Genomic DNA, 25,746 nt, shown 5'->3' with positions numbered 1-25,746 from the left:
CACGCAGCGGATTGGAAATCATAAACCCTGATTTTACAAATTTCGCGTTCAACGATTGTGCGTATTACGTATAGATTGATAATCGAGGTACAAGCTCAGTGAACCGATACAGCTGTGCCGGTCGCTGGGAATATTGATTCGAGCTGACCAGATTGCCCTCATCATCGCGTACTTCCTCAACGATCCCTTTGCGACTGCGTGTGGATGTAATTTTACGAATAAAATTAGGTTCTTCAAAATCGGGTACGACGCTCTGGATCACCTGATATAATTCACTTAACGTGAAATCACGCGGCAGAAACTGTCTGGCAATCGTCGTCTCCAGCATCTGCTGTTGAATCCGTCTGTACGCATCTTCAATGATCGTTCGATGATCAAAAGCAAGTTCCAGTTCCTCCAGCGCTTCCTGGATTGTAAACAGCCCCACATCTTCAGCATCATCTGCTGCCTGACGATGTTCCAGCATCCATTCCTCTACAAGAGCAAAGAAGGCATGAGAGATAATCCATCCTCTCGGATCACGTCCCGGCTGACTGTAAACGTTCAGATATTCCAGATGTCCGCCGTCCACACCCGTTTCTTCCATCAATTCGCGCTTTGCCGCCCCGTAAATGGACTCATTCTCCTGACAGAATCCACCCGGCAAAGCCCATCTTCCTGCAAACGGCCAGCCCTTGCGTTTAATTAACATGACCTTCAACTCCCGAATCGGGAGGGTTTTGGTTACTGTCTTGCGTTCCCTCTTCGTCAGTGTGAACATGACGATATCAGCAGGAACCCCGTCCGGGGTGCGATATTTTTTGGAACTATAGTTACGTGCTTCAAGTTCATCATTCGCTGGTTCAGTATTAACGTATTTGTTATTTTCGCTCATGGGCACCACCGACTATTTTCATTTTGATAATCTCATTATGACATAATAATATCTTTTGTCAACCGTGGATTACAATGCCGCTCTTCAGACTCTCGGTTTCGCCACTCGAAATGTAGCTGTAGCCATACATCCCAAGGTTCCTGACGCGTCTCGAACCTCAGATTGAGTCGTGATGCTGCGTCCCGCCTGATGAAGCACGGTAGACGTTACCCGTAATTCACCCTGTCTCATTGGTGCAAGAAAATGTACATTGAGGTTTGTTGTAACACATCCGTCAACCTCCATGGCTGCTGCCGCGACCATGCCCATCCCCTGATCCATAAGTGAGGTCAGCACACCGCCATGAATGATCCCCATCGAGTTGGTATGCTGCTCACCTGCTGTTAGCGCGATCTGAACTTCCTGTTTGCTGCCCTTGATGTAACGGCATCCAAGGAATCCCCAAAACCGACCATCCCCGTCTTCCACCATTTTGTCCAAAATACTCATGTTTCATTTCTCCTTTGTTTCACATGTTGTCTCACGAACTCTAGATGTGATTATCAATTATTGAGTTGTCCACCGTTTTCAATTATTATGATATGCCCGCACGCTTATCCAGCGAACCCAAACCAAATAACTCCACAGCGTGGAGCCTCGCTTAAAGTACGTTCCCCATATGCCTGCGATTGCCGCTCCACTCCCTGTGTCCCATCATGTCAAAAAGGCGCGGACTGCGTCCGCACCCTTCCGTTCTTTTAACCGCAGCTGGTCGGAGGTGAATCCGTTCCCGCTTCGACGTTGACTTTTTCGGATACTGTATCTCGAATGACGGAGATGACAAGCTGAAGCAGATAATTGATGTCGCTCTGACTCTGCTGGAACTCGGTTACAAGTGGAATGCTGTCCAGTTCATTTTGCAATTCATCAATTTCCTGTTCTATCTTGCTCACCATTCCGCTGTTGTTAAAACTCTCAAAAGCAACAATTTCCTTTTGCTTCTTTTTAATTGTTGCGATCAATTGCTGAATACGCTCATGATCCCGAATTTTGGCTTCGGCCTGCTGGAACTGTTTTACTTCTTCGCTCGTACCGAGCATATCTGCCAATTCTTTGGCCTTTCCCATAATGTCGTCGCGTATGATCAGATTGCGCGTATCGTAGGTAGGCATTCCATAATGGTTGTACTGCACTTCTTCCTGCGCCACTGTGATCGCTCCATTCGTATGAGATGATTATAAGATGAGATTGCGGTTCAATAGATGTTAGGACATCTGCTCGAGCGGACGCTCCGGGTTCGGATCGTTCTTTCGATCGCTGTTATTCCCGGATTTTTTTGATCCTTTTTTCGAAAAAGGGGAAAATCCGGCGACAAAGGCGAACGCTAACGCTTCTTCAGAATCGATTCCGTTCCCTTCGCTGCTTGAGCAGCATGTCCAAACTTCACATTGAACCTTAGGAGATCTCATCTTAATAATGAGTGTTAGTCTATTACTGATTCGCAGCAACGGGCTCGGTGAGCAGGTTACCGCGAATATAAAACGTCATCGGATCGGTAATTTCCACCTGCACAAACGAACCGATCAGTTCCTTAGGCCCTTCAAAATGCACCAGCTTGTTGCTGCGCGTACGTCCAGCTAGGACGGTTGAGTTTCGTTTACTCTCGCCTTCTACAAGCACTTCAACAATCCTGCCACGCTGCTGCTCATTGCTGCGATGACTGTACTCGTTAACCGTTTCATTCAGGCGTTTCAAACGTTCTTTTTTCACTTCCATCGGTACATTATCTTCCATCACTGCTGCAGGCGTGCCTTCACGCGGAGAGTAGATGTACGTATAAGCAAAATCATAACCGACTTCGCGCACCAGCGAAAGCGTATCTTCAAACTGCTCATCTGTTTCACCAGGGAATCCTACAATAAAATCGGTTGTTAGAACCACATCTGGAATCGCAGCTTTGATTTTCGCTGCCAGATTGAGATAGTGTTCCCGGGTGTACTTACGGCTCATACGTTTGAGCACTTCTGTACTGCCCGACTGCACTGGCAGGTGAATATGCTCCACCAGATTGCCGCCTTTCGCAAGCACCTCGATCAAATGGTCATCGAAGTCGCGTGGATGGCTTGTAGTGAAACGCACACGTGGTATATCTATTTTGCGAATATCGTCCATCAAGTCTCCGAACGTATACTTCAGATCGGTAAAGTCTTTACCGTACGCATTTACATTCTGACCCAGGAGCGTGATTTCTTTGAATCCCTGTCTAGCCAGCTCTCTTACTTCTGCAATAACATCCTCTGGACGACGGCTGCGTTCTTTACCCCGAGTAAACGGTACGATGCAATATGTACAGAACTTGTCGCAACCATACATAATGTTTACCCAGCCGCGCATACCTTCCCGTTTCTTCGGCAGGTTCTCAATGATGTCGCCTTCCTTCGACCACACCTCAACAACCATCTCTTTACTGAAGAGCGCTTCCTGAATCAGATGCGGCAGACGGTGTACATTATGGGTCCCAAAGATCATGTCGACAAAACCATGTTTCTGCATGATCCGGTTAACGACGCCCTCTTCCTGAGACATACAACCACAGACGCCAAGCAATAAACCTGGATTTTCGAGTTTCAGCGCTTTGAGATGACCGAGTTCACCAAAAACCTTGTCTTCTGCATTTTCGCGAATCGCACAAGTGTTAAGCAGAATGATATCGGCCGCTTTGCGATCTTCTGTAGCTTGATATCCCATCGTCTCGAGCAGACCTTTAATCGTCTCGGAGTCATGTTCATTCATCTGACATCCATAGGTATATACGATATAATGCTTGCCTTTTCCGATCGTTTTCAATTCTTCAGGAACAGCCGTCTCATACAGAACCTGAATATCTTCCTTACCCCTTTGTTTCTCCTGACGATGGTTCGGTTCCGCTTTGATATTGATCTCACGGCCGCGAATTCTAATTTTTTTGCTGAATTCATCTTGCGAAATTACTTTGGCATCGGAGAAATCAAAATATTGGGAGTAATCCTTTTTTGAGTCTTTAGCCATTTCCTTCGGTCACTCCTTACAGCCTCTATTTCATTAAAAGCGTTCATTTCATCACAAAATACGTCCATTTCATTCTTCATACATCAAAAGAGCATTACAGCAAATTATAACATGAATTGGGCTGTAGTTCCACATGCAAACGGGGTCGCTTTCCGAATGGCCCTCGCCGCTTATATCCGCCCTCTATACAAAAAAACCTGAGCACGCTGATGGGCAGTTTAAACGAACTGCTGCTCTCAGTGTACTCAGGTGTTTTCTTACATATTGCCTTCAAGCACAGCAAACGAATACTGTACTTGAAGACGGCCTAGAGTCATTAGTCGATGATTTCAGCTGTATCGCCGTTACGGGCGCCTGCAGCATTTGCTTCATCTGTGTCGATGTGCATATCCAGCGCAAAGGAGTCGGATACACGCGCCAATACATTTTCCAATACCAGACCACGCGCTCCACCCAAACGGACTTTCAGCATTTGTTTGTCCTCAATGCCCCATTTTGCGGCATCAGACGTGTGGAAGTGAATGTGACGAGCCGCAACGATTACACCTTTGTCGATGGTAACTTCGCCAGCTGGTCCTTTAATCGTGATGCCTGGTGTGCCTTCGATGCTTCCGGATTCACGGACTGGTGCTTTTACACCGATCGCAAAAGAATCCGTCATGGAGATTTCCAGTTGTGTTTCCGGACGAACAGGTCCGAGGATACGCACTTTATCAAACTGTCCTTTGGAACCGATCACCGCAACAGTTTCGTTCGCAGCATACTGTCCGGGTTGGGACAGAGGTTTAAATTCAGTCAGTTCATAACCTTTGCCGAACAAAATGTCAACGTGCTCTTGGGATACATGAATGTGACGGGCGGATACGCCCACAGGTACTGTTTTACTCATCGTAAATTCACTCCTTGTTTATCTATGGCCTGTAGACAGGCTCTTAACAATCCAAGTGGTATTATACTCCTTTTTACTGTGAAATGAAAATAAACTTCCTGAAAATTCATGAAATACACTTATTTCAGCTAAATCATTTCCACTTTCAGGTACTCAACTTAAAAAAAGTGAGATTTATCACATCTTTCATCCTGCTTTATTTTACTTGTCTTCTCTTTCTCTTCTCTCATATTTCAAACTCATTCGTATCCACCCGCGTCCCCTCTGGCAAGTGTTCCCCGAGATAACGCATGGCATTCCCCCATAACCAGCCGCGCACCAATGTTTCGTCATAATGCTTCAGCAATATTTCTGTCAGCTTCGGATAACATCCAGCATGCTCCAGACCTTGGATTTTAGTCGAAATCCCGTCAAAATCAGATCCCATCATCAGATGATGAGCCCCGCCAAGGGAACAGATCTGCTCAATATGCGGCAGCAAATCCGTTATCCTTACCATGTTCTCTTCTTTGACAAACCAAGGCACAAACGTCAAGCCAATGCGCCCGTCCCTCGCAATGATGGCCTGAATCTGATCATCCTTTAGATTGCGTACATGCGGACATACGCTGTAGCTGTTTGAATGAGAGGCGATGAACGGGCGCTCGCTAAGATCGGCCAGTTCCCAGAAACCCTTTTCCGACAAATGAGATACGTCCAGCAGCATGCCGATCCGATTGCACAGGCTCACCAGTTCCCTGCCTTTCTCTGTCAACCCCGCACCGCGCTTCTCCATGATACCATCTGCAGCCCAGTTCGCATGATTCCACGTAAGACCAACAATCCGAACTCCCATCTGAAAGCACAATTCCAGATAGAACAGGCTGCCCTCCAGCCCGTCCACGCCCTCCAGCGTAAGCAGCCCCCATGGAGAGCCTTTTGGCTCCGTCTGCATCTTAAGTGCCTGTTCACGCCAGAGCAGTGTCTTAACCCCACTGGAGCGCTGTGCGCTGTGCGCTGCCTTATTACGATACAGTTCCAACTGCCCCACCACATGTTCAAACTTTCCTCGGCCCAGCACCTCTGGAAGATAGATCGCAAACGCCTGCAGACCCACTCCGCCCTCCTGCACACGCTGTAGGTTAACATCCAGCTCAGGAGCATCCTCAAAGGAAAGCTCAGGCCGCAGAAGCAGTTTGCTCAATGCATCACAATGAAAATCAGCTATAACCCAGTCCGTTCTCGACATACCTAACCCTCCCGCCATGTTTAATTACCCATATCTCTTATCATTCTTCGGAAAATAACGCAAAAAAACCTGTCTACTTCATTCGTAAACAGGCTCATACATACGTTTAATTCATGTATTATCTGGGCTCCACAATCAGCTTGATGGCCGTTCGGTCCTCACCGTCGATCACTATGTCTGTAAAAGCTGGAATACAAATCAGGTCAACTCCGCTTGGTGCTACAAATCCCCGGGCAATCGCTACCGCTTTAATAGCTTGGTTCAGTGCTCCCGCTCCAATTGCCTGCAGTTCAGCATTGCCGCGTTCACGAAGAACTCCTGCAAGAGCGCCGGCTACAGAGTTAGGGTTGGACTTTGCTGAAACTTTTAATACATCCATGGTAAGTACCTCCCTGGGAATGTTGAAAGTTTGTTTCCACTTACTAGATGTTATTCGCGGGAGGCAAAAAAATTCCTTCTTTTTAGCAGGGTATCCCGGCAAAATGGGACAATACCCCTATTCCATACGCCACTCGTCTTCCATTAACCGAATCTTCTCAATCTTTGTGGCCGCCCCGGTCGCTTCGTCAATATCAACGATTACGCCGTGAAAATGCCACTTGCCATCGTCTACCACAAACCGCACCGGAAGCTGGGTGTAAAATTTACGCAGCACCGCTTCACGCTCCATGCCTAGAATACCGTCACGAGGTCCAACCATGCCTGCATCAGTCAAGTATGCTGTACCTCCAGGCAAAATCCGTTCGTCGTTGCTCTGCACATGGGTATGTGTACCTACAACAAAGGATGCGCGTCCATCCAGGTGCCAGCCCATGGCAATCTTTTCGGACGTTGCTTCCGCATGCATATCTACGAGAATGCACTTGTAGTCCCTGCGCAGCTCATCCACAATTTCATCCGCTGCGCGAAAAGGACAATCAATTGCAGGCAAAAATGTTCTGCCCTGCAGATTAACGATCGCAAGTTCCCTGCCTTCGCCCTTAACCACGGTATAGCCGCGTCCAGGTGTACCTGGCGGAAAATTCGCCGGTCTGATCATACGTGGTTCATCATCTATAAAATCAAAAATATCCTTATTGTCCCATGTATGATTGCCAAGTGTGATACCATGCACACCCCAGTTAAAAAATTCATTGGCAATCGCGCCCGTTATACCGCGTCCTGCTGCTGCATTTTCACCATTTACGATGATCACATGTGGTTTATATTTTGATTTCAGGTATGGCAAATTTTCTTTGAGTGCTTTACGTCCTACATTACCTACAATATCACCAATAAACAAAACTTTCATGAACTGCTGCCTCCTCAATGCCTGCATGGCTTATGAACAGGAAAAGTGGCCCACTGAAGCGGCCACTTTTCCAAAATACTCTATTTTGCGTATTCAACTGCCCGGGTCTCCCGGATTACAGTGACTTTGATATGACCTGGATAATCAAGTTCATTCTCAATCATCTTGGTGATGTCACGTGCGAGGCGGAAGGCTTCAGCATCATCGATCTTCTCAGGCTGTACCATAACGCGAACCTCGCGTCCTGCCTGAATGGCGTACGATTTCTCGACGCCTTCGAAAGATTCCGAAATCTCTTCCAGCTTCTCCAGTCGTTTGATATACGTCTCCAGTGTTTCGCGACGAGCGCCTGGACGTGCTGCCGACAGCGCATCCGCTGCACCAACCAGCATCGCAATAACCGAAGTTGCCTCGCAGTCCCCGTGATGGGAAGCGATACTGTTGATAACCACTGGGTGTTCTTTGTATTTCTTCGCCAGCTCCACGCCGATTTCGACGTGTGATCCTTCCACTTCGTGATCCAGCGCTTTACCGATGTCATGCAGCAGCCCTGCACGTCTTGCCAAAGTTACGTCTTCTCCAAGTTCTCCAGCCATCAGTCCTGCCAGATAAGCGACTTCCATCGAATGTTTCAAGACGTTCTGACCGTAACTTGTACGGAACTTCAGGCGGCCCAGAATCTTGATGAGATCCGGGTGCAGACCATGCACGCCCACTTCAAAGGTAGCTTGTTCACCGTATTCACGGATACGCTCGTCCACTTCTTTACGGGATTTCTCCACCATTTCTTCAATACGCGCCGGGTGAATCCGTCCATCCGCCACCAGTTTCTCCAGTGCGGTACGGGCAATCTCACGACGAATCGGGTCAAAGCCCGACAGAATAACAGCTTCTGGCGTATCATCAATAATGAGGTCAATCCCTGTAAGGGTTTCAAGCGCACGGATGTTACGTCCTTCACGACCGATGATCCGGCCTTTCATTTCTTCATTAGGCAGCGTGACAACAGATACGGTTGTCTCCGCTACATGGTCAGCCGCACAGCGCTGGATTGCGAGAGTAATGATCTCGCGGGACTTTTTGTCCGCTTCTTCCTTCGCCTGCTGTTCAATGTCCTTGATCATTTGAGCCGTCTCATGACGGACTTCCTGTTCTACGTTGGACAGTATGATACTGCGTGCGTCTTCCATCGTGAGATTGGAGATTCGTTCAAGCTCCGTCACCTGGTTTTTGTAGATCATTTCGATCTGCTGCTGTGTTTCATCAATACGTTTCTCTTTGTTAGCCACTTGCTCTTCTTTACGTTCGAGTGATTCCAATTTTTTATCCAGCGACTCTTCTTTTTGCAGCAATCGTCTCTCTTGTCGTTGAATTTCGTTCCGACGTTCACGAGTGTCTTTTTCAGCTTCAGCGCGAATACGATGGATTTCATCCTTCGCTTCCAGCACTGTTTCTTTCTTCAGTGCCTCTGCCTCTTTCTTCGCGTTCTCCACGATTTGTACGGCAGCTTGTTCCGCACTTGAGATCTTAGCCTCTGCAAGAGATTTGCGAATAAAATATCCGACTCCGAACCCAATAACGAGCGCGGCCACAACGAGAACGATCGTGATAAAGATGTCCATACTGTTCACCTCCTCGTTGGTTCCTCCAAGGCACGCCTTGGGTCATTTGCTGTTTTCATACCTTACATATGTTTGGGAATAACGAATACTCACGGCGATCCCCCGCCGATTTTCATTTCACATGTACATGACTACATGTACTATTCACTGTTTCCAGTGAACCCATAATCAGGAATGGTATAAATCCGCAGAAACCGAAACCGCTTTTTTGGAAGGAAAAAGGGTTGTCCTTTTCTTACAGACTCATGTCCATTTTAGTATTTGACGAAAGAAATTGTCAAGAGAATGCAGTATGTTAGTCTTCTCGTCTAGTCCCATAACAAGGCTTCGTCATCTTCAGCGTCTTCCGCTCCATCTTCTTCTATTAAACGATTTACAACCCGGCGCACCAGTTCCATGCTAAAACCGCGCCGCATCAAGTAAGGGAACGTTTTACGTTTCTTCTCCTGCACGTCTCCCCGGACCTGTTTCCATTTTTTACGGCCCGCTGTTAATGCAGTGTCCAATTCTGCATCTGCACTCACATCGTCCAGCACCTCTGCAATGAGATCATTAGCGATGCCCTTTTGACGCAGTTCCTGCCTTATCCACAGTTTTCCCTTCCGCTGGCCCTCCATACGCTGTCTCGTCCATTCCTTAGCAAACAGATCATCATCTATGAGTTTTTCCTGTTCAAGCCTGTCCAAAACCTCTTCAATGATCGGTGCCGCGAATTCCTTTTGCTTGAGCTTCTGGCTCAATTCATGCCGGGTACGCTGCTTAAACTCCAAAAAACGTAAGGACTGCACGTACGTTCGCTGACGCTCATCAGCAACAACGATTTCCTCAAGGTCCTTCTTAAGAAAAACCGTGCCGCGTGTCATCCTGTACTTAATCATTACATCTTCCAGAACTGTAATGGAATAAATGCCAAATGAAATGCGGTACCGGGCTTCTCTGCTCTTGGTACGCTCTACCCGGGTAATTACAAGTTCTTCATCATCCGGAAATTGCGAGATGCCGTCTGATGCTGCGTGCTCATGAAGTTCTTCGTCGTGTTCATCATATTCTTGCTGACTTTGGTGAGGCCTCATTACAAACTTCACGCTCCCCGTTATATTTTGATCTTTACAGCTTACTATGGCATAGATGCTAACAGCCTCTGTCCGGAATGGACAGAGGCTGTTTAATTCGCTTCGCGAGAAACCGATCCTATTCAGCTAGATAAGCTTCAACACCTGTTTATTACAAGCGTAAGGACAGGCCAGAAGGCAGGAATCTGCCTCCGGACAGAAGATTACTCATTGATTTCAAATAATTCCTGTTCCTCAGCCGCTTCTTTTTCTTGTTCTTCACTAGTCGGTGCAGGAACAGCAGTTGTCAAATTGCTGGCCTCACGAATTTTCTGTTCAATGATATCAGCAATCTCTTTATGTTCTTTCATGAACTGCTTCGCATTCTCACGGCCTTGACCTAAACGTTCACCTTCGTATGAATACCAAGCACCACTTTTGTTTACGATGTCCAGATCTGTACCGATATCAATGATACTTCCCTCTTTGGAAATACCTTCACCATACATAATATCAACTTCCGCTTGTTTAAACGGAGGTGCAACTTTGTTTTTAACAACTTTAATACGCGTACGGTTACCCGTAATGTCATTACCTGACTTAATGCTCTCAATACGGCGCACATCCAGTCGGACGGTAGAATAGAACTTCAATGCACGACCACCTGGTGTGGTTTCCGGGTTACCAAACATTACGCCAACTTTTTCACGAAGCTGGTTAATGAAGATGGCAATCGTTTTGGATTTGCTGATTGCACCGGACAATTTACGCAGCGCCTGAGACATCAGACGTGCCTGCAAACCTACGTGGGAATCGCCCATCTCTCCTTCAATCTCTGCTTTTGGTACGAGAGCAGCTACGGAGTCAATAACGATGATATCTACTGCACCACTGCGTACAAGAGCTTCGGCGATCTCCAGTCCCTGCTCGCCTGTATCTGGCTGAGACAAGAGCAATTCGTCAATATTAACGCCCAGTTTGCTTGCATAGTTCGGATCCAGTGCATGCTCGGCATCAATAAATGCAGCTTGTCCACCTACACGTTGAACTTCAGCAATGGCATGCAGTGCCACCGTAGTTTTACCTGAAGATTCAGGTCCATATATTTCAACAATACGGCCTTTTGGTAAGCCGCCTGTTCCTAATGCAATATCCAAAGCCAACGATCCGCTGGGAATAATTTCTACATTCATGTGAGTCGACTCACCCAGTTTCATGATGGAACCTTTACCAAATTGCTTCTCTATTTGACGGAGCGCCATATCAAGCGCAGCACGACGGTCTGACAATAAACTCACACCCTTTACTGTTTATAATGTAATGATACCTTGTTTTAACTCGTTTGCCAAGCTTTTTTTCGAACATACATTCGTTTTTTTGTCCAGGCAGAGGCGCCTCTTCCTCATTGAAATCGATAAAAAAATAGAAAAAGAACCGTAAACAGGGCTGTTAAGCCACATTTTACGGTTCTTCCGTCTTCGTTCATTATACTTCGTTAATTAATCAATTGCAATCTGCTTCACACCGCTTAATCGATAGCCACTAATTTTTGCCATAAACGATACAGAATCGCCTTTGCCGAACGAATACGAACCGTTTCCCGGTTACCGTTAATCCGCAGCTCATGAATTTCAGTATCCTTCCCGCGCTCAGCCAAAGCTATAAACACAAGACCCGGCGGTTTGCGCTCTGAATATCCTGGACCGGCTACCCCGGTTACTGCCAGCCCGAAGTCGGCATCGCCGATCATGCGGACCTGCTCAGCAAGCACTTTTGCCACTTCTGGACTAACCGCGCCCGGTGCATCTTCACCTTCAAGATAACTGTGCGGAACATTGAGCAGCTTTTCTTTGATCTCATTGGAGTAACAGACGATGCCGCCTTTCAGCATCGAGGCACTTCCAGGGACGGAAGTGAGGCTCTGCATCACGAGCCCTCCAGTACAGCTTTCCGCCGCACTCAAGGTCAGACCCATATCAGACATCATTGTCACAATCGTGTATTCAATCGGTACATCCTCGTTGGCGTAGAGGTGTTCAGACAACCGTTCGCGAATCTGGACTTCCATGGCATCGAGCTTCAGTTTCGCTTCTCCTTCGCTTGGAGCCTTTGTAGAGACGCGTACCGTCACTTCACCTTCACTCGCGTAAGGAGCAATCGTAGGGTCTGTCTGCCCGTCAATCAGGTCAAGCAGTCGATCCTCCAGAGCAGACTCCCCAATACCTGCGAATTTCAGCATACGAGAATAAATCGGCATCTCTTCTGTAAGAGCATGCTGGAACAGCCAAGGCTTGACTTCCTGCTCAAACATCGGAATAAGCTCTTTGGGCGGCCCAGGCATCACAACATAATATTTATCGTTATCCGCAATCGCGTTGCCTGCAGCAAGTCCGGTTTCATTCGCCAGAGGCGTTCCACCCTCAAGCACAATGGCTTGACGTCGATTATTCTCCGTCATTTCAACATTCCGATCCCGGAAGAAACCTTCTATTTTGTCCATAGCCATACGATCAATATGGAGCTTTCGATTCAATACAGCGGCCAGTGCATCTTTGGTCAGATCATCCTGGGTCGGGCCAATGCCTCCGGAAAATAAAATAATGTCTGCACGTCCCTGCGCGATGCGTATCGCTTCACTGAGCCGATTCAGATTATCCCCGACTACCGTCTGAAAATATACGTCAATCCCCATTGCAGCTAGTTCCCGGGAAAGATATCTGGCGTTCGTATTCACGATTTGTCCCAGCAGCAGCTCTGTCCCAACTGCGATAATCTCTGCTTTCATTTCAGCTTCCTCCTGTGCACTTGTTGAGTAGTCAAAGGGCAATAGGATAAGCTCCTATTGCCCTTTGACCCGATAAGTCTTTCATCATTACCCGTTTAAGCATAATTCATTACGCTTTTGATAAATGAAGCAAATTTTTGTTTTTGATAAAGTAGTCAATTCCCGACCAGATGGTGATCAGAGCCGCTGCCCATACTGCAATCTCGTCGACATGAACGCCTGTGTATGAAAACGGAAAATTGTTCAGCAGCAGCAAAACAATCGCTATAATCTGCACGAATGTCTTCAGTTTGCCCCAGGCACTTGCGGCAACAACCGAACCGTCCAGCAGAGCAATCTGACGCAGACCGGTCACGGCAAATTCACGGCTGATAATAACAACTGCAATCCATGAATCCAGCTTGCCCATCTGAACCAATGAAATCAGAACGGCGGTAACCAGCAGCTTGTCGGCGAGCGGGTCCAGCAGTTTGCCCAAATTGGTGACCATATTGTTTTTCCTTGCAAGATAGCCGTCTATTCCATCCGTGCTTGCAGCAACGATAAAAATAAGAGCAGCAATTAACTGATTATACGGAAGCACAAAGCTCCCAAGATGTAACGGCTCTGGATAAAACGGAAAATCCACAAGCAGGAACACCATCAAAAAAGGGATTAAGCAAATTCGTGCAAGCGTAATCCGGTTGGGTAAATTCACAAGACGCCCTCCCTTTGTATCTCCATTACTTCAAACCTTCATCTTAATCCCGTATTCATCATCTAAAGCAAGTGATGAACGTTTGAAACGTCGACTTGGATTTAAGATCAAACCCTATGTAAAAGCGCAAAAAATAAAGTCTACCGCCCAAACGAAAAACCGCTTTAAACGCTCCGGTGACTTCCAGAAGTGTACTGCTTTTCACAAAGTCAGCAAACGATAAAGACTGGACTTGATGCATGACTGCCAGCAATGCACATTCAGTATAATATACGTACCAATACAGTGTCAAAAATACATTGCTGCAGCGGTACCTTTATTTAAAATTGGTATATTGCAGGTCCAGCGGCAGGTTGGCCCCATTAAGCAGCTGCATAACAGCCTGCAGATCATTTTTACTTTTACCCGTTACCCTAAGCTGGTCACCTTGAATCTGACTCTTCACCTTGAGTTTGGAATCACGAATAAGGATATTGATTTTTTTGGCAGCATCCTGATCAATTCCCTGCTTGAAATTCAAACGCTGACGAACAGTACCCGATGAAGCCGGCTCCACTTTTCCATAATCCATATTTTTCAGCGGCAGCCCCCGCTTTGCCATTTTGGACTGCAGTACCTCAATAACCGCCTTTAACTTGCTCTCATCATCTGACACAATCGTTAGAGCGTCTTTATCCAATTTCAAGCTGCTTTTACTGCCCTTGAAATCATAACGATTGCCAATTTCCTTTTCCGTTTGTGTTACGGCATTAGTCAGTTCCTGCAAGTCCATTTTGGACACGATATCAAATGAATTTTCTGAACTCAAAGCGAGTCACCCTTTCAGTTAATCATATGTTCTGTAACATTATAGAGTAAACTCCAATCAAAAGTCTAATATTAGCTGTGTTTAATCATAGAAAAAAGCATTTTTGGTGTACCTTCCGGTCACCAAAAATGCTTGCAGGTTCAGCTGCCTCTAATATCGGCTGCGGTTAGGCTGTCTGAACATATCGAGCACACCAAGAACGATATGCGCAAGTCCAAAGCCCAGTATTCCGTAGCCCCAGGCATTAGGAGTCAGATAATAACCCAGGAGGCTGACAATGATACCTAAACCCGTTACGATCCAGCTGACTGTCATAGCCATCCACCTCACTTCACCATAAGTTAACTGCAATTGAAGACAAACTTATTGTCTCCTCCAGTCAACCAGGTTATTCGCTTGAAGTACCCGCTTCTGAGGAGTCCGTGGTATTCGTACCACTTGTGCCTTCTGACCCCATCGTGGAAGCTGCGCTGTCCGTATCCAATTTAAGTCGAATCCGGTTTGTCGCTTTCCCGTCCGTTACCACTTGACCTCCAACATCAATTGTCGTGGCAGCCGCATAACCGGACTTAATGTACATTCCTGTACTGTCCAGCGTAAATGTAAATGTGTCACCGTCGGCCGTATTGCCATACTCCAGTTTCTCTCCGCTGGAATTTTCCCCTTTGTACACTTCAAGCCAGCTGTTTCCTGTCGCTTTAATTGTTACAGTAACAGGCTGCCCCGCACTTCCGCTAACTTTGAAGTTTGTAATGTTGCCTGATTTTCCATCCTGTGAGACAGTAACTGAGCCAGGTGTAGCCGGATTCGTTCCCTCTTGATTCTCACCTGTTTGCCCATCGGGTTGCCCTTCGGTTTTCCCATCAGTCTGTCCATCGGTTTGACCATCATTTTGTCCATCGGTCTGACCGTTTGTTTCAGTACCGCCGCCGTTGCCGCCCGCATCACCTTTATTGGGATCCTTGGAACCTGAATCGGTCGCAGGAGGATTAGCCGTCTGTCCTTTATCCGTCGAAGGGTCCGGTTTGTCGTCAGCAGGCTTCTGACTATCCGTAATTTTTGTATCATCCAGCCCCTGCGGATTCGCGTCATCTCCCTTGTTGTATGCCATATATACATACAAAAGGACCAGAATCAATATAGGAAATGTCCACATCAGAGCAACAGACATCCATCGGTTACTGCGCTCCGCCGGCCGGTTTGAGCGTTTCTGAATTACCGGCTCCATCGTTGCCTCCGCGGTTTCTGCAGGTACATCTTTTTTATGTCCTTCCAGCAGCTCATCCGGATTGAGTCCTACCGTTTCCGCATAGGTTTTTATAAATGCACGCACATAGAAGCTGCCGGGGAGTACTTTGTAATCCCCTGCTTCTATAGCCTCCAGATACCTCTTGCGAATTTTAGTCATTTCCTGTACATCGTCGAGACTCATCCCTTTTTGCAGCCGGGCCTCTCTTAACTGCTGACCCAGTTCAGACATGCCATCTCCTCCTTATGTTTATCTCTTTAGTTGTTGCTGATCTATTCCATGATTCCGTACGGGGCTTTACAGTTCGTCGGTGTAGCTTGCCGTAAACGTATCATAAATAATTTCTTCGTTAGGATTGTTGCGCAGTTCGATAATAATATCAAAATGATTATAATCATATTCTGATTCCTGTACAAAAATATCCGGGTGCTCAATCACTTTGGTACTCGGCATCGTCATAATGTCCTGAAGCAGGTTATAATGTCTTTCACTGGACCGAATTGTGCTGACGATTCCATCAATAATAAAAACATTGTTCGGATTCAACTCGTCTTCAGACATTTGACTGCGGATCGTTTGACGAAGGAGTGTCGAGGATACAAAAGTCCACCGCTTCATGGCACATACGCTGCCTGCGATGATCGATTCTGTTTTGCCTACACGCGGCATTCCGCGCAAGCCAATAACCTGATTGCCTTCTCTTTTAAATACTTCACCCAGAAAATCAACAAGTAACCCAAGTTCGTCACGAGTGAAACGGAACGTTTTGCGATCATCCGAATCCCGGTCAATGTACCTGCCGTGACGCACAGCCAGAATGTCTACCAGTTTAGGCTGACGCAATGCGGATACGGTAATGCTGTTGACTTTGCCAAGCATCTCTCCGAGCAGACGAATTTTCTCGTCATCATCCGATTCGAGCAGCATGCCGCGTGTTTTGCCTTCCACACCGTTAATGGTCAATATATTGACTTCGAGCATCCCCAGCATAGAGGCAATGTCCCCCAAAAGACCAGGTCTGTTCTTATGTATTTTATATTCCATATACCATTGTTTAGTTTCCATTTATACACCCCGTAATGCATTATTCCACATTATTCGACAACAGCAAAACACGTCCACAGAACGCAATTCTGAGTCATCTTCTAAAAATGGGTCACGTTAATGATATATAAAATGAAAATGAATTACAAGAACAGCTCTGTAATCCGTTTGTAATCATTAGAGAAAAGCCCCCTTGCGGGAGCTCTTCACCTCTTGCCTTATGCGTTTTGTTTGGCCAATTTGACCATCAGGCACGCAATCGTACGACGCTCATCTGCATCGCCGACATCCCATAGTTCCTTCAATGCCCGGTTGGAATGGTTCGCTGGATCAACTTTCTCATCAAGAAAGTCCCCAATCTCGTATGCCAGTTTGTTGATGGTTTCTTCACTCATTCCCATCTTCTCTGCTTGCAGTACGCGATCACCCAGAAACTTCTTCCATGTGTCAAAGTTGGAAACGACTGTTTTTTCTGTTGACATGATAAATCCTCCTTGGCTGACGCATGAGATTTAAAATCAACAGTTGTAATATGTGCTTTACGGGCATTTTATATACGAACTTTTGAAATAAATCACGGCCGTATGGTCAAGAAGAACAGTCCAAGTTACTTTACACGTCTAAATCCCCATACTTTAATAAAAACTTGTCCGTTTCACACTAAGTCAGCCAGCCGCCATTAGGGCTGATAATCTGACCATTAATATAACCGGATTCAGGCAGCGCAAGAAAATAAACCAATGACGAAATTTCGTCCGGCTGCGCCAGTCGGCCAGCCGGGATTTCCTCCTCCAGCATCTTTAATTCACTCTGATCCAGATGCTCCAGCATGGTGGTCTGAACAGCTCCCGGAGCTACAGCATTTACTGTAACGCCTGATGGAGCCAGCTCTTTCGCAAGTGCTTTTGTAAAGGCATTTACTCCGCCCTTGGTTGTGGAATACAGCACTTCACAGGATGCCCCGGACAGCCCCCAGATCGACGAGACGTTGATAATCCGGCCGTATCGCTGGGAGATCATATGCGGCATCATCTCCTGTGTGCACAGAAAGGTACCTTTTAAATTGATGGCCATCACTTCATCCCAAATTTCCTCGGTTACATCAGACAGCAGGCCATAGTGAGATATGCCCGCGTTGTTTACGAGGATATCCGGCAGAAGCTCATGTGAAGCCAGTTTTTCCCGCATGCGCTGAATCTGCTCTCTGCTGCGGAGATCAGCCGACACGGTCATAATGCGTCCATTGCCCTGCTCCATACAGCGTCTGGCCGCTTCGTTTGCAGCTTCGTGCGATTTCATGTAATGGAGTACAACATTCATACCAACGCTGGCAAAGCGCTCTGCAATCGCGGCTCCGATGCCACCGCTTGCACCAGTAACCAGCACGGTCATTTCCCCAATAGCTTTCATTGATCGTTCCCCCCATAAGCTCTCAATGCTGCTCCTCAAACCTCTTAAACAGTCCCGATTCCTCTCCTGATCAAGGACTCACCACGAGCGATACCGCCAGCTGATCCCAGCGAATATGATCCCGCAATCGTTGATTTACATCGTTCAGTGTAATTGCTTCATATAGCGAAAGCATGTTGAAAAAGTCTGCGCCGCGCAGCTGCAGACGCGTGAATTCGCTCGCAATATTCTCAGGTGAGTTCAGCATACGCAAATAACCACCGATCTTCTTTTTACGCGCACGTTCGAAATCGGAAGCCTCAAACCCCTTTTGCACAATCAAATCCACTTCTTCACGTATCCGTTTCAACAGTTGGTCCGGATCTTTGGTATCCCCGCCAACTGCGGAAAAAGCGTATTGAGGTGAGCTGATATAATCATGTCCAAAGCTGTCCGAGATTAAATCCTCATCATAAAGCTTCTGAAACAAGCGTGTACTGGAACCAAATAAAAGATCCATCATGAGCTGTGTAGTTACATCCCGGCAAGCCAGCTCCTCTCCCGAAAGCCCCACATCCGTCTCTTTGAACCCAAACAGACATTTGGGCAGGGAAACCGATAATCTGGCTTCACGTCTTGCCTCTCCCACCTTCTCGGGTTCAGGATCAAAAAATCGCTGAATTTGACCCTGCGGTTCGTAATTTTTCTGTTCCTGATTCGATCGAACCATGCTGATGACCTGCTCAGGGTCAACGCCCCCTACAACAAATAAAAGCATGTTGCTCGGGTGATAAAAGGCTCTGTAGCAAGTGTAAAGCATTTCTTTCGTAATCGTATTAATGGACTCCACCGTACCTGCAATATCAATATGCACGGGATGTTTTTGATACATCGCTTCAATTAATCCGAAATATACCCGCCAGTCCGGATTATCGGCATACATATTAATTTCTTGTTCAATAATGCCTTTTTCCTTATTAACATTTTGGTCCGTGAAGTAAGGGTTTTGCACAAAATCGACTAATGTTTGTATATTTTCGTTTATATTTTCAGTCGCCGAAAACAAATATACAGTCTGATCAAAACTTGTAAATGCGTTGGCAGAAGCACCATGAGAGGCGAACGTTGCAAAAATATCACCCGTAGGTTCCTCAAACATTTTGTGCTCCAGAAAATGAGCAATGCCGTCGGGCACTTTCACTTCTGCCTGTCCCTCCACTTGAAAGTGGTTATCTACAGACCCGTATTGGGTTGTAAATGAAGCATATGTTTTTTGAAAACCTGGCTTGGGCAAAACATAGACGTGCAGTCCGTTATCCATCACTTCATGATATAACGTTTCCTGCAGATGTTCATACTGAATGCTCTCCACGACTATTCCTCCTTCTCGTCCCGCAAGAAATATATCGTATCCAGACGGAACTGCTCTGCTGCCTCTCGAACATCCTGCTTGCTGATCTGTTCGATTTGTGCAAGCAGCTCTTCGGATGTTCTCTCCTTGCCGGACAATTGACGGTTAAAATCGTAGGCAATCATCTCGAATGCCGCATCCTGCATTTCCTTCAACAGGTTGCGGATCATCGCTTTGGTCTGCGACATCTCCAAATCCGTGATATTACCCCTGTTCATTTCCTCAAGCTGCTGCTTGATAATCGTGACTGCTTTTTCGTAATTAGGGATTTCAATCCCGGATTGAATGGTCGCAATACCTTTGTGCCCATCATATCTGGAAGATGCATAATAGGCGAGGCTTTCTTTTTCGCGAACATTTACAAATAACTTGGAATGCGGGTAACCGCCAAGAATACCGTTATACAACAGGGCTGCTGCATAGTTATCATCTCCATACGTAATGGATGTACGAAGACCCATATTCAATTTGCCCTGACCAATATTCAATCGTTCAATGACCGTATTTGGCTCCTTGTCCCCACGCACCGCCTTCTGCGCCTGATAGTCAGCGGAAGCCGTACGTTCCAGATTAAAATGACGCTGCACCAGCTGCTCCACTTCTTCAAGTGTCGTATCCCCCACCACATACAGGTCCATACTCGCTTCCCTCAGCCACTTTTCATAAGCAGACGTCAGTTCAGGAGGTTCTATGGTTGGCAGTGCATCTCGTTCACCTAGCGGGTGAAGTCTGTACGGCTCATGCTTGCACATTTCTTCAATACAGCGTTCAGCCGCATAACGCATTTTATCATTGACAATGGACTCCAGCTTTTTGCGAACCGTCTCGCGTTCTGCCTGGACATACGCTGTTCTGAATTGTCCATTTTCCCTGGCCGGTTTGGTCAATACTTCGCCCAGAAACGCAAACGAACGATCCAGAAGCTGTTCTCCTCCCCCGACAAAAGAATCGTTAATGGTATCCATACGGAACTGCACAATCTGGTAATCGCCCCGTTTATAGACGTCAAACCCAAAGCCGGCTCCGTACAAATGTTCCAACTGCTCTCGAAACTGCGTTGTTTCCGGATATGCTTCTGTTCCTCGTCTTAATACAAAAGGTGTAAGAGCTGTATGCGTAACTGAGTCCTCACGCAGAAGAACTCCGGCATACAGGGAAATCGCGAACGTTTTGAAACGTTTGGTCGGAAGTACATGTATTCGAAGCTGTTTCCCGCTCCCCCGTTCAAATGCTGCAGTATTCAAATGTCAAAACCCCTTTACGGCGTCATATTGATAACAGTCTTCATCAAGCCTAAACGCAACCACCATTTTAAACCATTCAAAAGCCAAGAAGCAACCGAAGTCGCTTCTCCTGGTTGCTTCCCGTTCCGTTACATACAGAATATATGCTGCCCGATGGTTTTCACCTGCGGACGTGTCCAGATCCATTTGGATGTAGCCGTTTTAGGGTTGAAGTAGTACAAGCATCCGCCTGAAGGGTCCCATCCGTTTAACGCCTGTTCTACTGCTTTTTTCGCCTGCGCGTTTGGTTCCAGATAGATCTGCCCATCCGCTACAGCAGTGAATGCCCCTGGCTGAAAGATAACACCAGAAGGAGTTGACGGAAAACTTGGTGAGTTTACGCGGTTCAAAATAACAGCGGCTACGGCTACCTGACCTTCAAACGGTTCTCCCCTTGCTTCACCATATACAGCATTTGCCATAATTTTAAGTTCGTTCTCCGTAAGCCCCAGCGCATTGGCAGAACCCATATTGTCCTGCTCTTTGTTTGCTGTACCTCCACTGCCGCCCCCATCTCCGTCAGATCCTCCTTTGTGAAGAGGGGGTTCTGTAGGTGACCACTTGGTGCTGGCATTGTACAGCTTCAGCTTTGTTTTGGCCCCAACCACACCGTCAGCTTTCATGCCAAATTCGGATTGAAACCATTTCACCGATTTGAGAGTGCTGCTGCCAAAGCTGCTGTCGATCTTGCCATTGTAGAAACCCAGATACTTCAAGCGCCCCTGAAGTTCGTATACGTCCTGTCCGTAACTGCCATATTTCACGGTGCTGCTGCTGAACGTCGGCATCGCTTTTTCCTCTGCCGGTTTGTCGTTATGGGCGGCACTTGGGGCTGCTGTGTGCTCAGGAAGCAAATAACGGATTCCCAGCACGGATATCAGCAAAATAGCCGTGAAAAGCCAAAGGTTCATTTTTCGCATCACTATGCTCTACCTTTCTCTTGTGGAATTTAACAGAATCGCTAAAGTTATTATGACAAGCAAGCTGCCTTCCTATGCACCAAATCATCCGATCTCTGGAGCAATTGGCAAACCTCAATGACCTGATTACAGCTAAAAGCCTCCAACCATAATGGTTGAAGGCTTTCTAAGGCTTTACTATGAGCTTATTTTGCTCTGTTGATACTGCTCCAGCGACACCAGGACTTCACGCGGCTTGCTGCCTTCGTACGGCCCGATGACACCTCTGGCTTCCATGGAATCAATCAAACGTGCGGCACGGGTGTACCCCACCCGCATCCTCCGCTGCAGCAGCGATACTGAAGCCTGCTTCGCTTCAAGAATAATCTGCACAGCCTGTTCGTACAGCTCATCCTGCACTTCTTCCGCAGCCTGATTGGAGTCGTCCACCTCGGGAACAAGGGACTCGTCATACTGCGCTTCACCTTGACCACGAACGTAATTCACAATATTTTCAACCTCTTCATCACTCATAAACGCACCTTGTACACGAATTGGCTTCGATGCGCCCATAGGCATAAACAGCATATCTCCTCGGCCTAGCAGCTTCTCCGCACCGCCCATATCCAGAATGGTGCGTGAATCAACTTGTGAGGATACCCCGAACGCAATCCTTGAAGGAATGTTGGCTTTGATTACACCCGTAATAACATCGACGGAAGGACGCTGCGTGGCAATGATAAGATGAATACCGGCCGCACGAGCCATCTGCGCCAGACGAGCAATCGCATCCTCTACATCTCCAGCGGCTACCATCATCAGGTCGGCCAGCTCGTCCACAATAACCACAATATAAGGCAGAATCGCCGCCGGATTATCCTTCATCAGATTATTGTAACCTTCAACGTTTCGTGTTCCTGACTTGGAAAATAACTCATATCTTTTTTCCATCTCGACCACGATCTTTTTGAGTGCCAGCGATGCTCTCTTTGGATCAGTTACAACAGGCGCCATCAGATGCGGGATTCCATTATATACATTCAGTTCGACCATTTTCGGGTCAACCATCAAAAACTTGACCTCATCCGGCTTCGCTTTGTACAAAATGCTGGTAATAATGCCGTTGATACATACCGATTTACCTGAGCCGGTAGCACCCGCGACCAGCAAATGGGGCATACGAGCCAGATTACCTATGATCGTCTGACCCGATATATCCCGCCCAAATGCAATCGTTACTTTGGATTCTGCATCCTGGAACGTTGCCGTCTCCATGACTTCACGCATCGTGACAACAGATACTTCACCATTAGGAACTTCAATACCAATAGCCGATTTACCCGGAATAGGTGCTTCCATCCGAATATCCTTGGCAGCCAAGGCAAGAGCGATATCATCCGTCAAACTGACAATTCGGCTCACTTTCACCCCGATATCCGGCTGAATTTCATACCTCGTCACTGCTGGACCCCGAACAACCTCCAGAACTTTGGCACGTACACCGAAGCTTTCCAGTGTTGCTTCCAGCTTGCGTGCAGTCTGCATGTAATCCTTCTGATCTGCACCTTTACCACCGTTATGGGGCTTGGAAAGAAGACGGAAGGAAGGCAGTTTGTAAGGCTTCGGGGGGGGTGGCGGTAGTGCAGCAGATGGAACACCTTCTCCTCCCGCAGTGCCCTGCTCCGTTCCCCCATCCACTGTATCACCTGGAACAGCTTCCCCATTGGATGCATCATGCTCAGCATTGGTTTGAGATATGTTGGCTGCAGCACTTGCATTAGGCCATTCGTCTTCTACCAACTCATCTGTAAATTTAATATCTGCTCTGTGCGTTTGATCTGTAGTGCTGCCATTCCCACTCAGGTCGGCCGGGAACGGATAAGCATCGTCCAGATCATCATCTTTGTCCGGGCCCTCTGCTCTGACATGTTCAAAAAAGTCACGGATGATGGGTGCAGAATCAGCCCTGGTCTGTGCTGCATGTGCTGCCGCACCTACTGCTGCTGCACCAGTTCCTTGGCTAACAGATTCTGATTCGCCATGCCATGGCTCGGATGGCAGTTCCTGTCCCGCACGATAAACGATCTGTTCTGATTCCAGTGCATCCATCTCGTGTGAATTGTCAGCAGATTTGGATGTCTGACGATGGGCTCCCCATTTTCCGAACAGCTGAAAAAAAATAGGTGCTTTACGTTTGGGTAAATGCCCTTCTTCAGAATCGTAATCGTCGTCTTCCTCTTCATCGTCAACCGGTACTGGCGCCAATTTCCGTACACTGCTTTTCTTGGTCCCTGCTGTCTTGGAAACTGATCTTCTCGCCGGCCTCGACTCGAGCTTCTTGTACATGGAGCTGCCTGCGTCCCAGACCTTGGTTCTGAATATACGTATCAAATCCACATAGGACAGACTCGTAATAAGCATGAAACTGATCACAAACATGACAATCATAATCAGTCTTGCGCCAAGACTGCCAAACAGCCACAAAAATAACGCAAACTGTCCTGCACCAATATACCCGCCGCTAATATCCTTGCCCAGCATGGAATCGCGCTCACCTGGTGCAGCAGGCGTCAGTAATTCAGTTTGCATATCATTATGTACCTGAGTCAGAACCGCACCTGGTTCAAGCGCACCAACCGGAATCAGCTTTTGGTGCATGGCGGATATGGTACTCATCAGGGTGAGCGCAAAGACCAACAGGACCAACCCGGTCTTACGAGTAGTCCAGCCAGTCGGCCACTTCCGGTGAATCATCACCATCAGCCCATAGTAAATCCCCACCAGCGGGATCGCAAAATAAAACTTGCCAAGCATGAGTCCAAACATCTTGGAAAGCGAACGTCCCACGGTAGCTTCACCCGATAGCGCTATGACGGCCAATGTGATTAGCACAATGCCATAAATTTCATATTTTAAGACGCCGCTAAATCCGGCACCCTTCTTTTTCCTCTTTTTTCTTCTGGCCAAAATCAGGTCACCCCCAGAAGAATATTATACCATACAAATATATTCCGTACATATGTTCTTTTTCTGCACCATTTGTCTAAATTCGTCGCGTTATGTTGGGCTTGTGTTACCCGAAAGCGGAACCGTTGAACCCGGTTGATTGGCCGGGTCCAGATACGCTTCAAGCGGGCACTCAAGTAAACGCACAATAACAGCTTCGGTATCATTTACCGGTCTGACCTGCATTAACAGACCGTTCATTCGGATCTCTTTCGTATCGCCGGCCTCAGTCCACATCCCCGACCACAGCTGCTCCGGTGGCATTACGGTATACATCGTTGTCATTGCGTGTATCCCCCCGCCTGTATCGTCTGTCTCTTGTCTCCCATTAACTTGTTCAATTGTGCGATTGCTTGACCAATGCCACCTACTGCATCCATAAGACCATATTTCACCGCATCTGCACTCCCTACAGCCGTACCGATATCCCGATTCAGCTCTCCTGTCTTGAACATCAGTTCTTTAAACATATCTTCGGAAATATTGGAGTGGGATGTTACAAACCGCACAACACGCTCCTGCATTTTCTCCATATATTCAAATGTCTGCGGCACACCGATCACAAGTCCATTCATCCGAATCGGGTGAATCGTCATTGTGGCACTTCCCGCTATCAGCGAATACGTTGAAGCAACTGCAATCGGTACACCAATGCTGTGCCCTCCTCCAATGACAACCGTCACCGTTGGTTTGCTTAAAGAAGCAATCATCTCGGCAATAGCAAGTCCCGCCTCCACATCGCCACCTACCGTATTGAGAATGATCAAAATGCCTTCAATCTTCGGATTTTGCTCTGCCGCTACCAGCTGCGGGATAATATGCTCATACTTGGTTGTTTTGTTCTGTGGGGGTAAAATCAAATGTCCCTCTACCTGACCGATAATGGTCATGCAGAAAATATTGGATTCGCTGGCTGGTGACTGTGTCTGCCCAAACTGCTGAATGGATTCTGTGACTGGAGAGAGCTGCTTCTCCTCCTGCACCGGAATGTCTGGAGCCTCTGTCTCCGGCTGATTGGATCGTGGTATCTGCTTGTCGTTCATCTGATCATTCATATCACTGCTGTCCCCTTCTCCTGTAAGATGTATTGGTTTTCCATTTCCTTAGTATGGGGAATCTGCCAACAAGCTTATACTTTCCCGGGACAATCAATTCCATTAAGCAGCCCTTAAAACTCATGCTATCTCTGAAA

The 25,746-nt window shown here is 47.2% G+C and carries 25 protein-coding genes; all 25 read right to left on the bottom strand.

The window, feature by feature from the left end:
- Positions 1-64 precede the first annotated feature (64 nt).
- Positions 65-874 carry an NUDIX domain-containing protein gene (locus MKY97_RS11415; protein WP_342555534.1) on the bottom strand — a complete coding sequence of 270 codons (810 nt, stop codon included), beginning with the start codon at positions 872-874 and terminating at the stop codon, positions 65-67.
- A gap of 84 nt (positions 875-958) precedes the next feature.
- Positions 959-1,363, bottom strand: coding sequence for a PaaI family thioesterase (locus MKY97_RS11410; RefSeq protein WP_342555533.1), 405 nt, complete (start codon positions 1,361-1,363; stop codon positions 959-961).
- Between the two features lie 248 nt (positions 1,364-1,611).
- Positions 1,612-2,061: a YlbF family regulator gene (locus MKY97_RS11405; RefSeq protein WP_342555532.1), complete on the bottom strand. Its 450-nt coding sequence runs from the start codon at positions 2,059-2,061 to the stop codon at positions 1,612-1,614.
- A 283-nt stretch (positions 2,062-2,344) separates the two neighbouring features.
- Positions 2,345-3,901: a tRNA (N6-isopentenyl adenosine(37)-C2)-methylthiotransferase MiaB gene (miaB, locus tag MKY97_RS11400; RefSeq protein ID WP_342555531.1), complete on the bottom strand. Its 1,557-nt coding sequence runs from the start codon at positions 3,899-3,901 to the stop codon at positions 2,345-2,347.
- A 316-nt stretch (positions 3,902-4,217) separates the two neighbouring features.
- Positions 4,218-4,790: a phosphate propanoyltransferase gene (locus MKY97_RS11395; RefSeq protein ID WP_110893030.1), complete on the bottom strand. Its 573-nt coding sequence runs from the start codon at positions 4,788-4,790 to the stop codon at positions 4,218-4,220.
- Positions 4,791-5,016: 226 nt separating this feature from the next.
- Positions 5,017-6,018 carry a dipeptidase gene (locus MKY97_RS11390; protein ID WP_342555530.1) on the bottom strand — a complete coding sequence of 334 codons (1,002 nt, stop codon included), beginning with the start codon at positions 6,016-6,018 and terminating at the stop codon, positions 5,017-5,019.
- A 118-nt stretch (positions 6,019-6,136) separates the two neighbouring features.
- Entirely contained in the window at positions 6,137-6,397 is a 261-nt protein-coding gene (locus MKY97_RS11385; protein ID WP_007430104.1) for a stage V sporulation protein S, read from the bottom strand.
- A 117-nt stretch (positions 6,398-6,514) separates the two neighbouring features.
- Positions 6,515-7,309, bottom strand: a complete 795-nt coding sequence (locus tag MKY97_RS11380) for a TIGR00282 family metallophosphoesterase (RefSeq protein ID WP_342555529.1) — start codon at positions 7,307-7,309, stop codon at positions 6,515-6,517.
- A gap of 80 nt (positions 7,310-7,389) precedes the next feature.
- Positions 7,390-8,931 (bottom strand): ribonuclease Y, encoded by a 1,542-nt coding sequence (gene rny / locus MKY97_RS11375; RefSeq protein ID WP_342555528.1) that lies wholly within the window; start codon positions 8,929-8,931, stop codon positions 7,390-7,392.
- A 308-nt stretch (positions 8,932-9,239) separates the two neighbouring features.
- Complete coding sequence (locus tag MKY97_RS11370) at positions 9,240-10,004, bottom strand: RecX family transcriptional regulator (RefSeq protein WP_342555527.1); 765 nt, start codon at positions 10,002-10,004, stop codon at positions 9,240-9,242.
- A 203-nt stretch (positions 10,005-10,207) separates the two neighbouring features.
- Complete coding sequence (gene recA / locus MKY97_RS11365) at positions 10,208-11,272, bottom strand: recombinase RecA (protein WP_342555526.1); 1,065 nt, start codon at positions 11,270-11,272, stop codon at positions 10,208-10,210.
- A gap of 239 nt (positions 11,273-11,511) precedes the next feature.
- Positions 11,512-12,768 (bottom strand): competence/damage-inducible protein A, encoded by a 1,257-nt coding sequence (locus MKY97_RS11360; RefSeq protein ID WP_342555525.1) that lies wholly within the window; start codon positions 12,766-12,768, stop codon positions 11,512-11,514.
- A 109-nt stretch (positions 12,769-12,877) separates the two neighbouring features.
- The gene (gene pgsA / locus MKY97_RS11355) at positions 12,878-13,465 is read right to left on the bottom strand and encodes a CDP-diacylglycerol--glycerol-3-phosphate 3-phosphatidyltransferase (protein ID WP_342555524.1); all 588 of its coding nucleotides are present in this window, start codon (positions 13,463-13,465) and stop codon (positions 12,878-12,880) included.
- A gap of 316 nt (positions 13,466-13,781) precedes the next feature.
- Positions 13,782-14,273: a YajQ family cyclic di-GMP-binding protein gene (locus MKY97_RS11350; RefSeq protein ID WP_342555523.1), complete on the bottom strand. Its 492-nt coding sequence runs from the start codon at positions 14,271-14,273 to the stop codon at positions 13,782-13,784.
- 150 nt (positions 14,274-14,423) lie between these two features.
- Positions 14,424-14,588, bottom strand: a complete 165-nt coding sequence (locus tag MKY97_RS11345; RefSeq protein ID WP_167375816.1) for a hypothetical protein — start codon at positions 14,586-14,588, stop codon at positions 14,424-14,426.
- Positions 14,589-14,661: 73 nt separating this feature from the next.
- Positions 14,662-15,753, bottom strand: coding sequence for a RodZ family helix-turn-helix domain-containing protein (locus MKY97_RS11340; protein ID WP_342555522.1), 1,092 nt, complete (start codon positions 15,751-15,753; stop codon positions 14,662-14,664).
- A gap of 66 nt (positions 15,754-15,819) precedes the next feature.
- Complete coding sequence (locus tag MKY97_RS11335; RefSeq protein ID WP_342555521.1) at positions 15,820-16,587, bottom strand: DUF3388 domain-containing protein; 768 nt, start codon at positions 16,585-16,587, stop codon at positions 15,820-15,822.
- Between the two features lie 197 nt (positions 16,588-16,784).
- Positions 16,785-17,048 (bottom strand): DUF3243 domain-containing protein, encoded by a 264-nt coding sequence (locus MKY97_RS11330; RefSeq protein ID WP_110893047.1) that lies wholly within the window; start codon positions 17,046-17,048, stop codon positions 16,785-16,787.
- A 178-nt stretch (positions 17,049-17,226) separates the two neighbouring features.
- Positions 17,227-17,976, bottom strand: a complete 750-nt coding sequence (fabG, locus tag MKY97_RS11325) for a 3-oxoacyl-ACP reductase FabG (RefSeq protein WP_342555520.1) — start codon at positions 17,974-17,976, stop codon at positions 17,227-17,229.
- Positions 17,977-18,046: 70 nt separating this feature from the next.
- Complete coding sequence (locus MKY97_RS11320; protein WP_342555519.1) at positions 18,047-19,327, bottom strand: pitrilysin family protein; 1,281 nt, start codon at positions 19,325-19,327, stop codon at positions 18,047-18,049.
- A 2-nt stretch (positions 19,328-19,329) separates the two neighbouring features.
- A complete protein-coding gene (locus MKY97_RS11315; RefSeq protein ID WP_342555518.1) occupies positions 19,330-20,610 on the bottom strand; it encodes a pitrilysin family protein in 1,281 nt (426 codons plus the stop codon).
- A gap of 128 nt (positions 20,611-20,738) precedes the next feature.
- Positions 20,739-21,569 (bottom strand): spore cortex-lytic enzyme, encoded by an 831-nt coding sequence (gene sleB, locus MKY97_RS11310; RefSeq protein ID WP_342555517.1) that lies wholly within the window; start codon positions 21,567-21,569, stop codon positions 20,739-20,741.
- 177 nt (positions 21,570-21,746) lie between these two features.
- Entirely contained in the window at positions 21,747-24,515 is a 2,769-nt protein-coding gene (locus tag MKY97_RS11305) for a DNA translocase FtsK (protein WP_342555516.1), read from the bottom strand.
- 90 nt (positions 24,516-24,605) lie between these two features.
- Entirely contained in the window at positions 24,606-24,839 is a 234-nt protein-coding gene (locus MKY97_RS11300) for a YlzJ-like family protein (protein ID WP_342555515.1), read from the bottom strand.
- A complete protein-coding gene (locus tag MKY97_RS11295; RefSeq protein ID WP_342555514.1) occupies positions 24,836-25,609 on the bottom strand; it encodes an ATP-dependent Clp protease proteolytic subunit in 774 nt (257 codons plus the stop codon). Before MKY97_RS11295 ends, MKY97_RS11300 begins: the two co-directional genes overlap by 4 nt.
- Positions 25,610-25,746 lie beyond the last annotated feature (137 nt).

Origin of the sequence: Paenibacillus sp. FSL R7-0652 (genome assembly GCF_038595045.1) — a bacterium.
Lineage (GTDB): Bacteria > Bacillota > Bacilli > Paenibacillales > Paenibacillaceae > Paenibacillus.
This window is presented reverse-complemented; position numbering and strand designations above follow the sequence as displayed.

Excerpts from the sequence above, each read along its gene's own strand:
- MKY97_RS11340 (WP_342555522.1), bottom strand. The coding sequence starts at position 15,753 with ATGTCTGAACTGGGTCAGCAGTTAAGAGAGGCCCGGCTGCAAAAAGGG.
- MKY97_RS11335 (WP_342555521.1), bottom strand. The coding sequence starts at position 16,587 with ATGGAAACTAAACAATGGTATATGGAATATAAAATACATAAGAACAGA.
- MKY97_RS11370 (WP_342555527.1), bottom strand. The coding sequence starts at position 10,004 with ATGAGGCCTCACCAAAGTCAGCAAGAATATGATGAACACGACGAAGAA.
- miaB (WP_342555531.1), bottom strand. The coding sequence starts at position 3,901 with ATGGCTAAAGACTCAAAAAAGGATTACTCCCAATATTTTGATTTCTCC.
- MKY97_RS11295 (WP_342555514.1), bottom strand. The coding sequence starts at position 25,609 with ATGAATGATCAGATGAACGACAAGCAGATACCACGATCCAATCAGCCG.
- MKY97_RS11330 (WP_110893047.1), bottom strand. The coding sequence starts at position 17,048 with ATGTCAACAGAAAAAACAGTCGTTTCCAACTTTGACACATGGAAGAAG.
- MKY97_RS11415 (WP_342555534.1), bottom strand. The coding sequence starts at position 874 with ATGAGCGAAAATAACAAATACGTTAATACTGAACCAGCGAATGATGAA.
- MKY97_RS11410 (WP_342555533.1), bottom strand. The coding sequence starts at position 1,363 with ATGAGTATTTTGGACAAAATGGTGGAAGACGGGGATGGTCGGTTTTGG.
- MKY97_RS11300 (WP_342555515.1), bottom strand. The coding sequence starts at position 24,839 with ATGACAACGATGTATACCGTAATGCCACCGGAGCAGCTGTGGTCGGGG.
- MKY97_RS11380 (WP_342555529.1), bottom strand. The coding sequence starts at position 7,309 with ATGAAAGTTTTGTTTATTGGTGATATTGTAGGTAATGTAGGACGTAAA.
- rny (WP_342555528.1), bottom strand. The coding sequence starts at position 8,931 with ATGGACATCTTTATCACGATCGTTCTCGTTGTGGCCGCGCTCGTTATT.
- MKY97_RS11395 (WP_110893030.1), bottom strand. The coding sequence starts at position 4,790 with ATGAGTAAAACAGTACCTGTGGGCGTATCCGCCCGTCACATTCATGTA.
- MKY97_RS11360 (WP_342555525.1), bottom strand. The coding sequence starts at position 12,768 with ATGAAAGCAGAGATTATCGCAGTTGGGACAGAGCTGCTGCTGGGACAA.
- fabG (WP_342555520.1), bottom strand. The coding sequence starts at position 17,976 with ATGAAAGCTATTGGGGAAATGACCGTGCTGGTTACTGGTGCAAGCGGT.
- MKY97_RS11390 (WP_342555530.1), bottom strand. The coding sequence starts at position 6,018 with ATGTCGAGAACGGACTGGGTTATAGCTGATTTTCATTGTGATGCATTG.
- MKY97_RS11345 (WP_167375816.1), bottom strand. The coding sequence starts at position 14,588 with ATGACAGTCAGCTGGATCGTAACGGGTTTAGGTATCATTGTCAGCCTC.
- MKY97_RS11385 (WP_007430104.1), bottom strand. The coding sequence starts at position 6,397 with ATGGATGTATTAAAAGTTTCAGCAAAGTCCAACCCTAACTCTGTAGCC.
- sleB (WP_342555517.1), bottom strand. The coding sequence starts at position 21,569 with ATGCGAAAAATGAACCTTTGGCTTTTCACGGCTATTTTGCTGATATCC.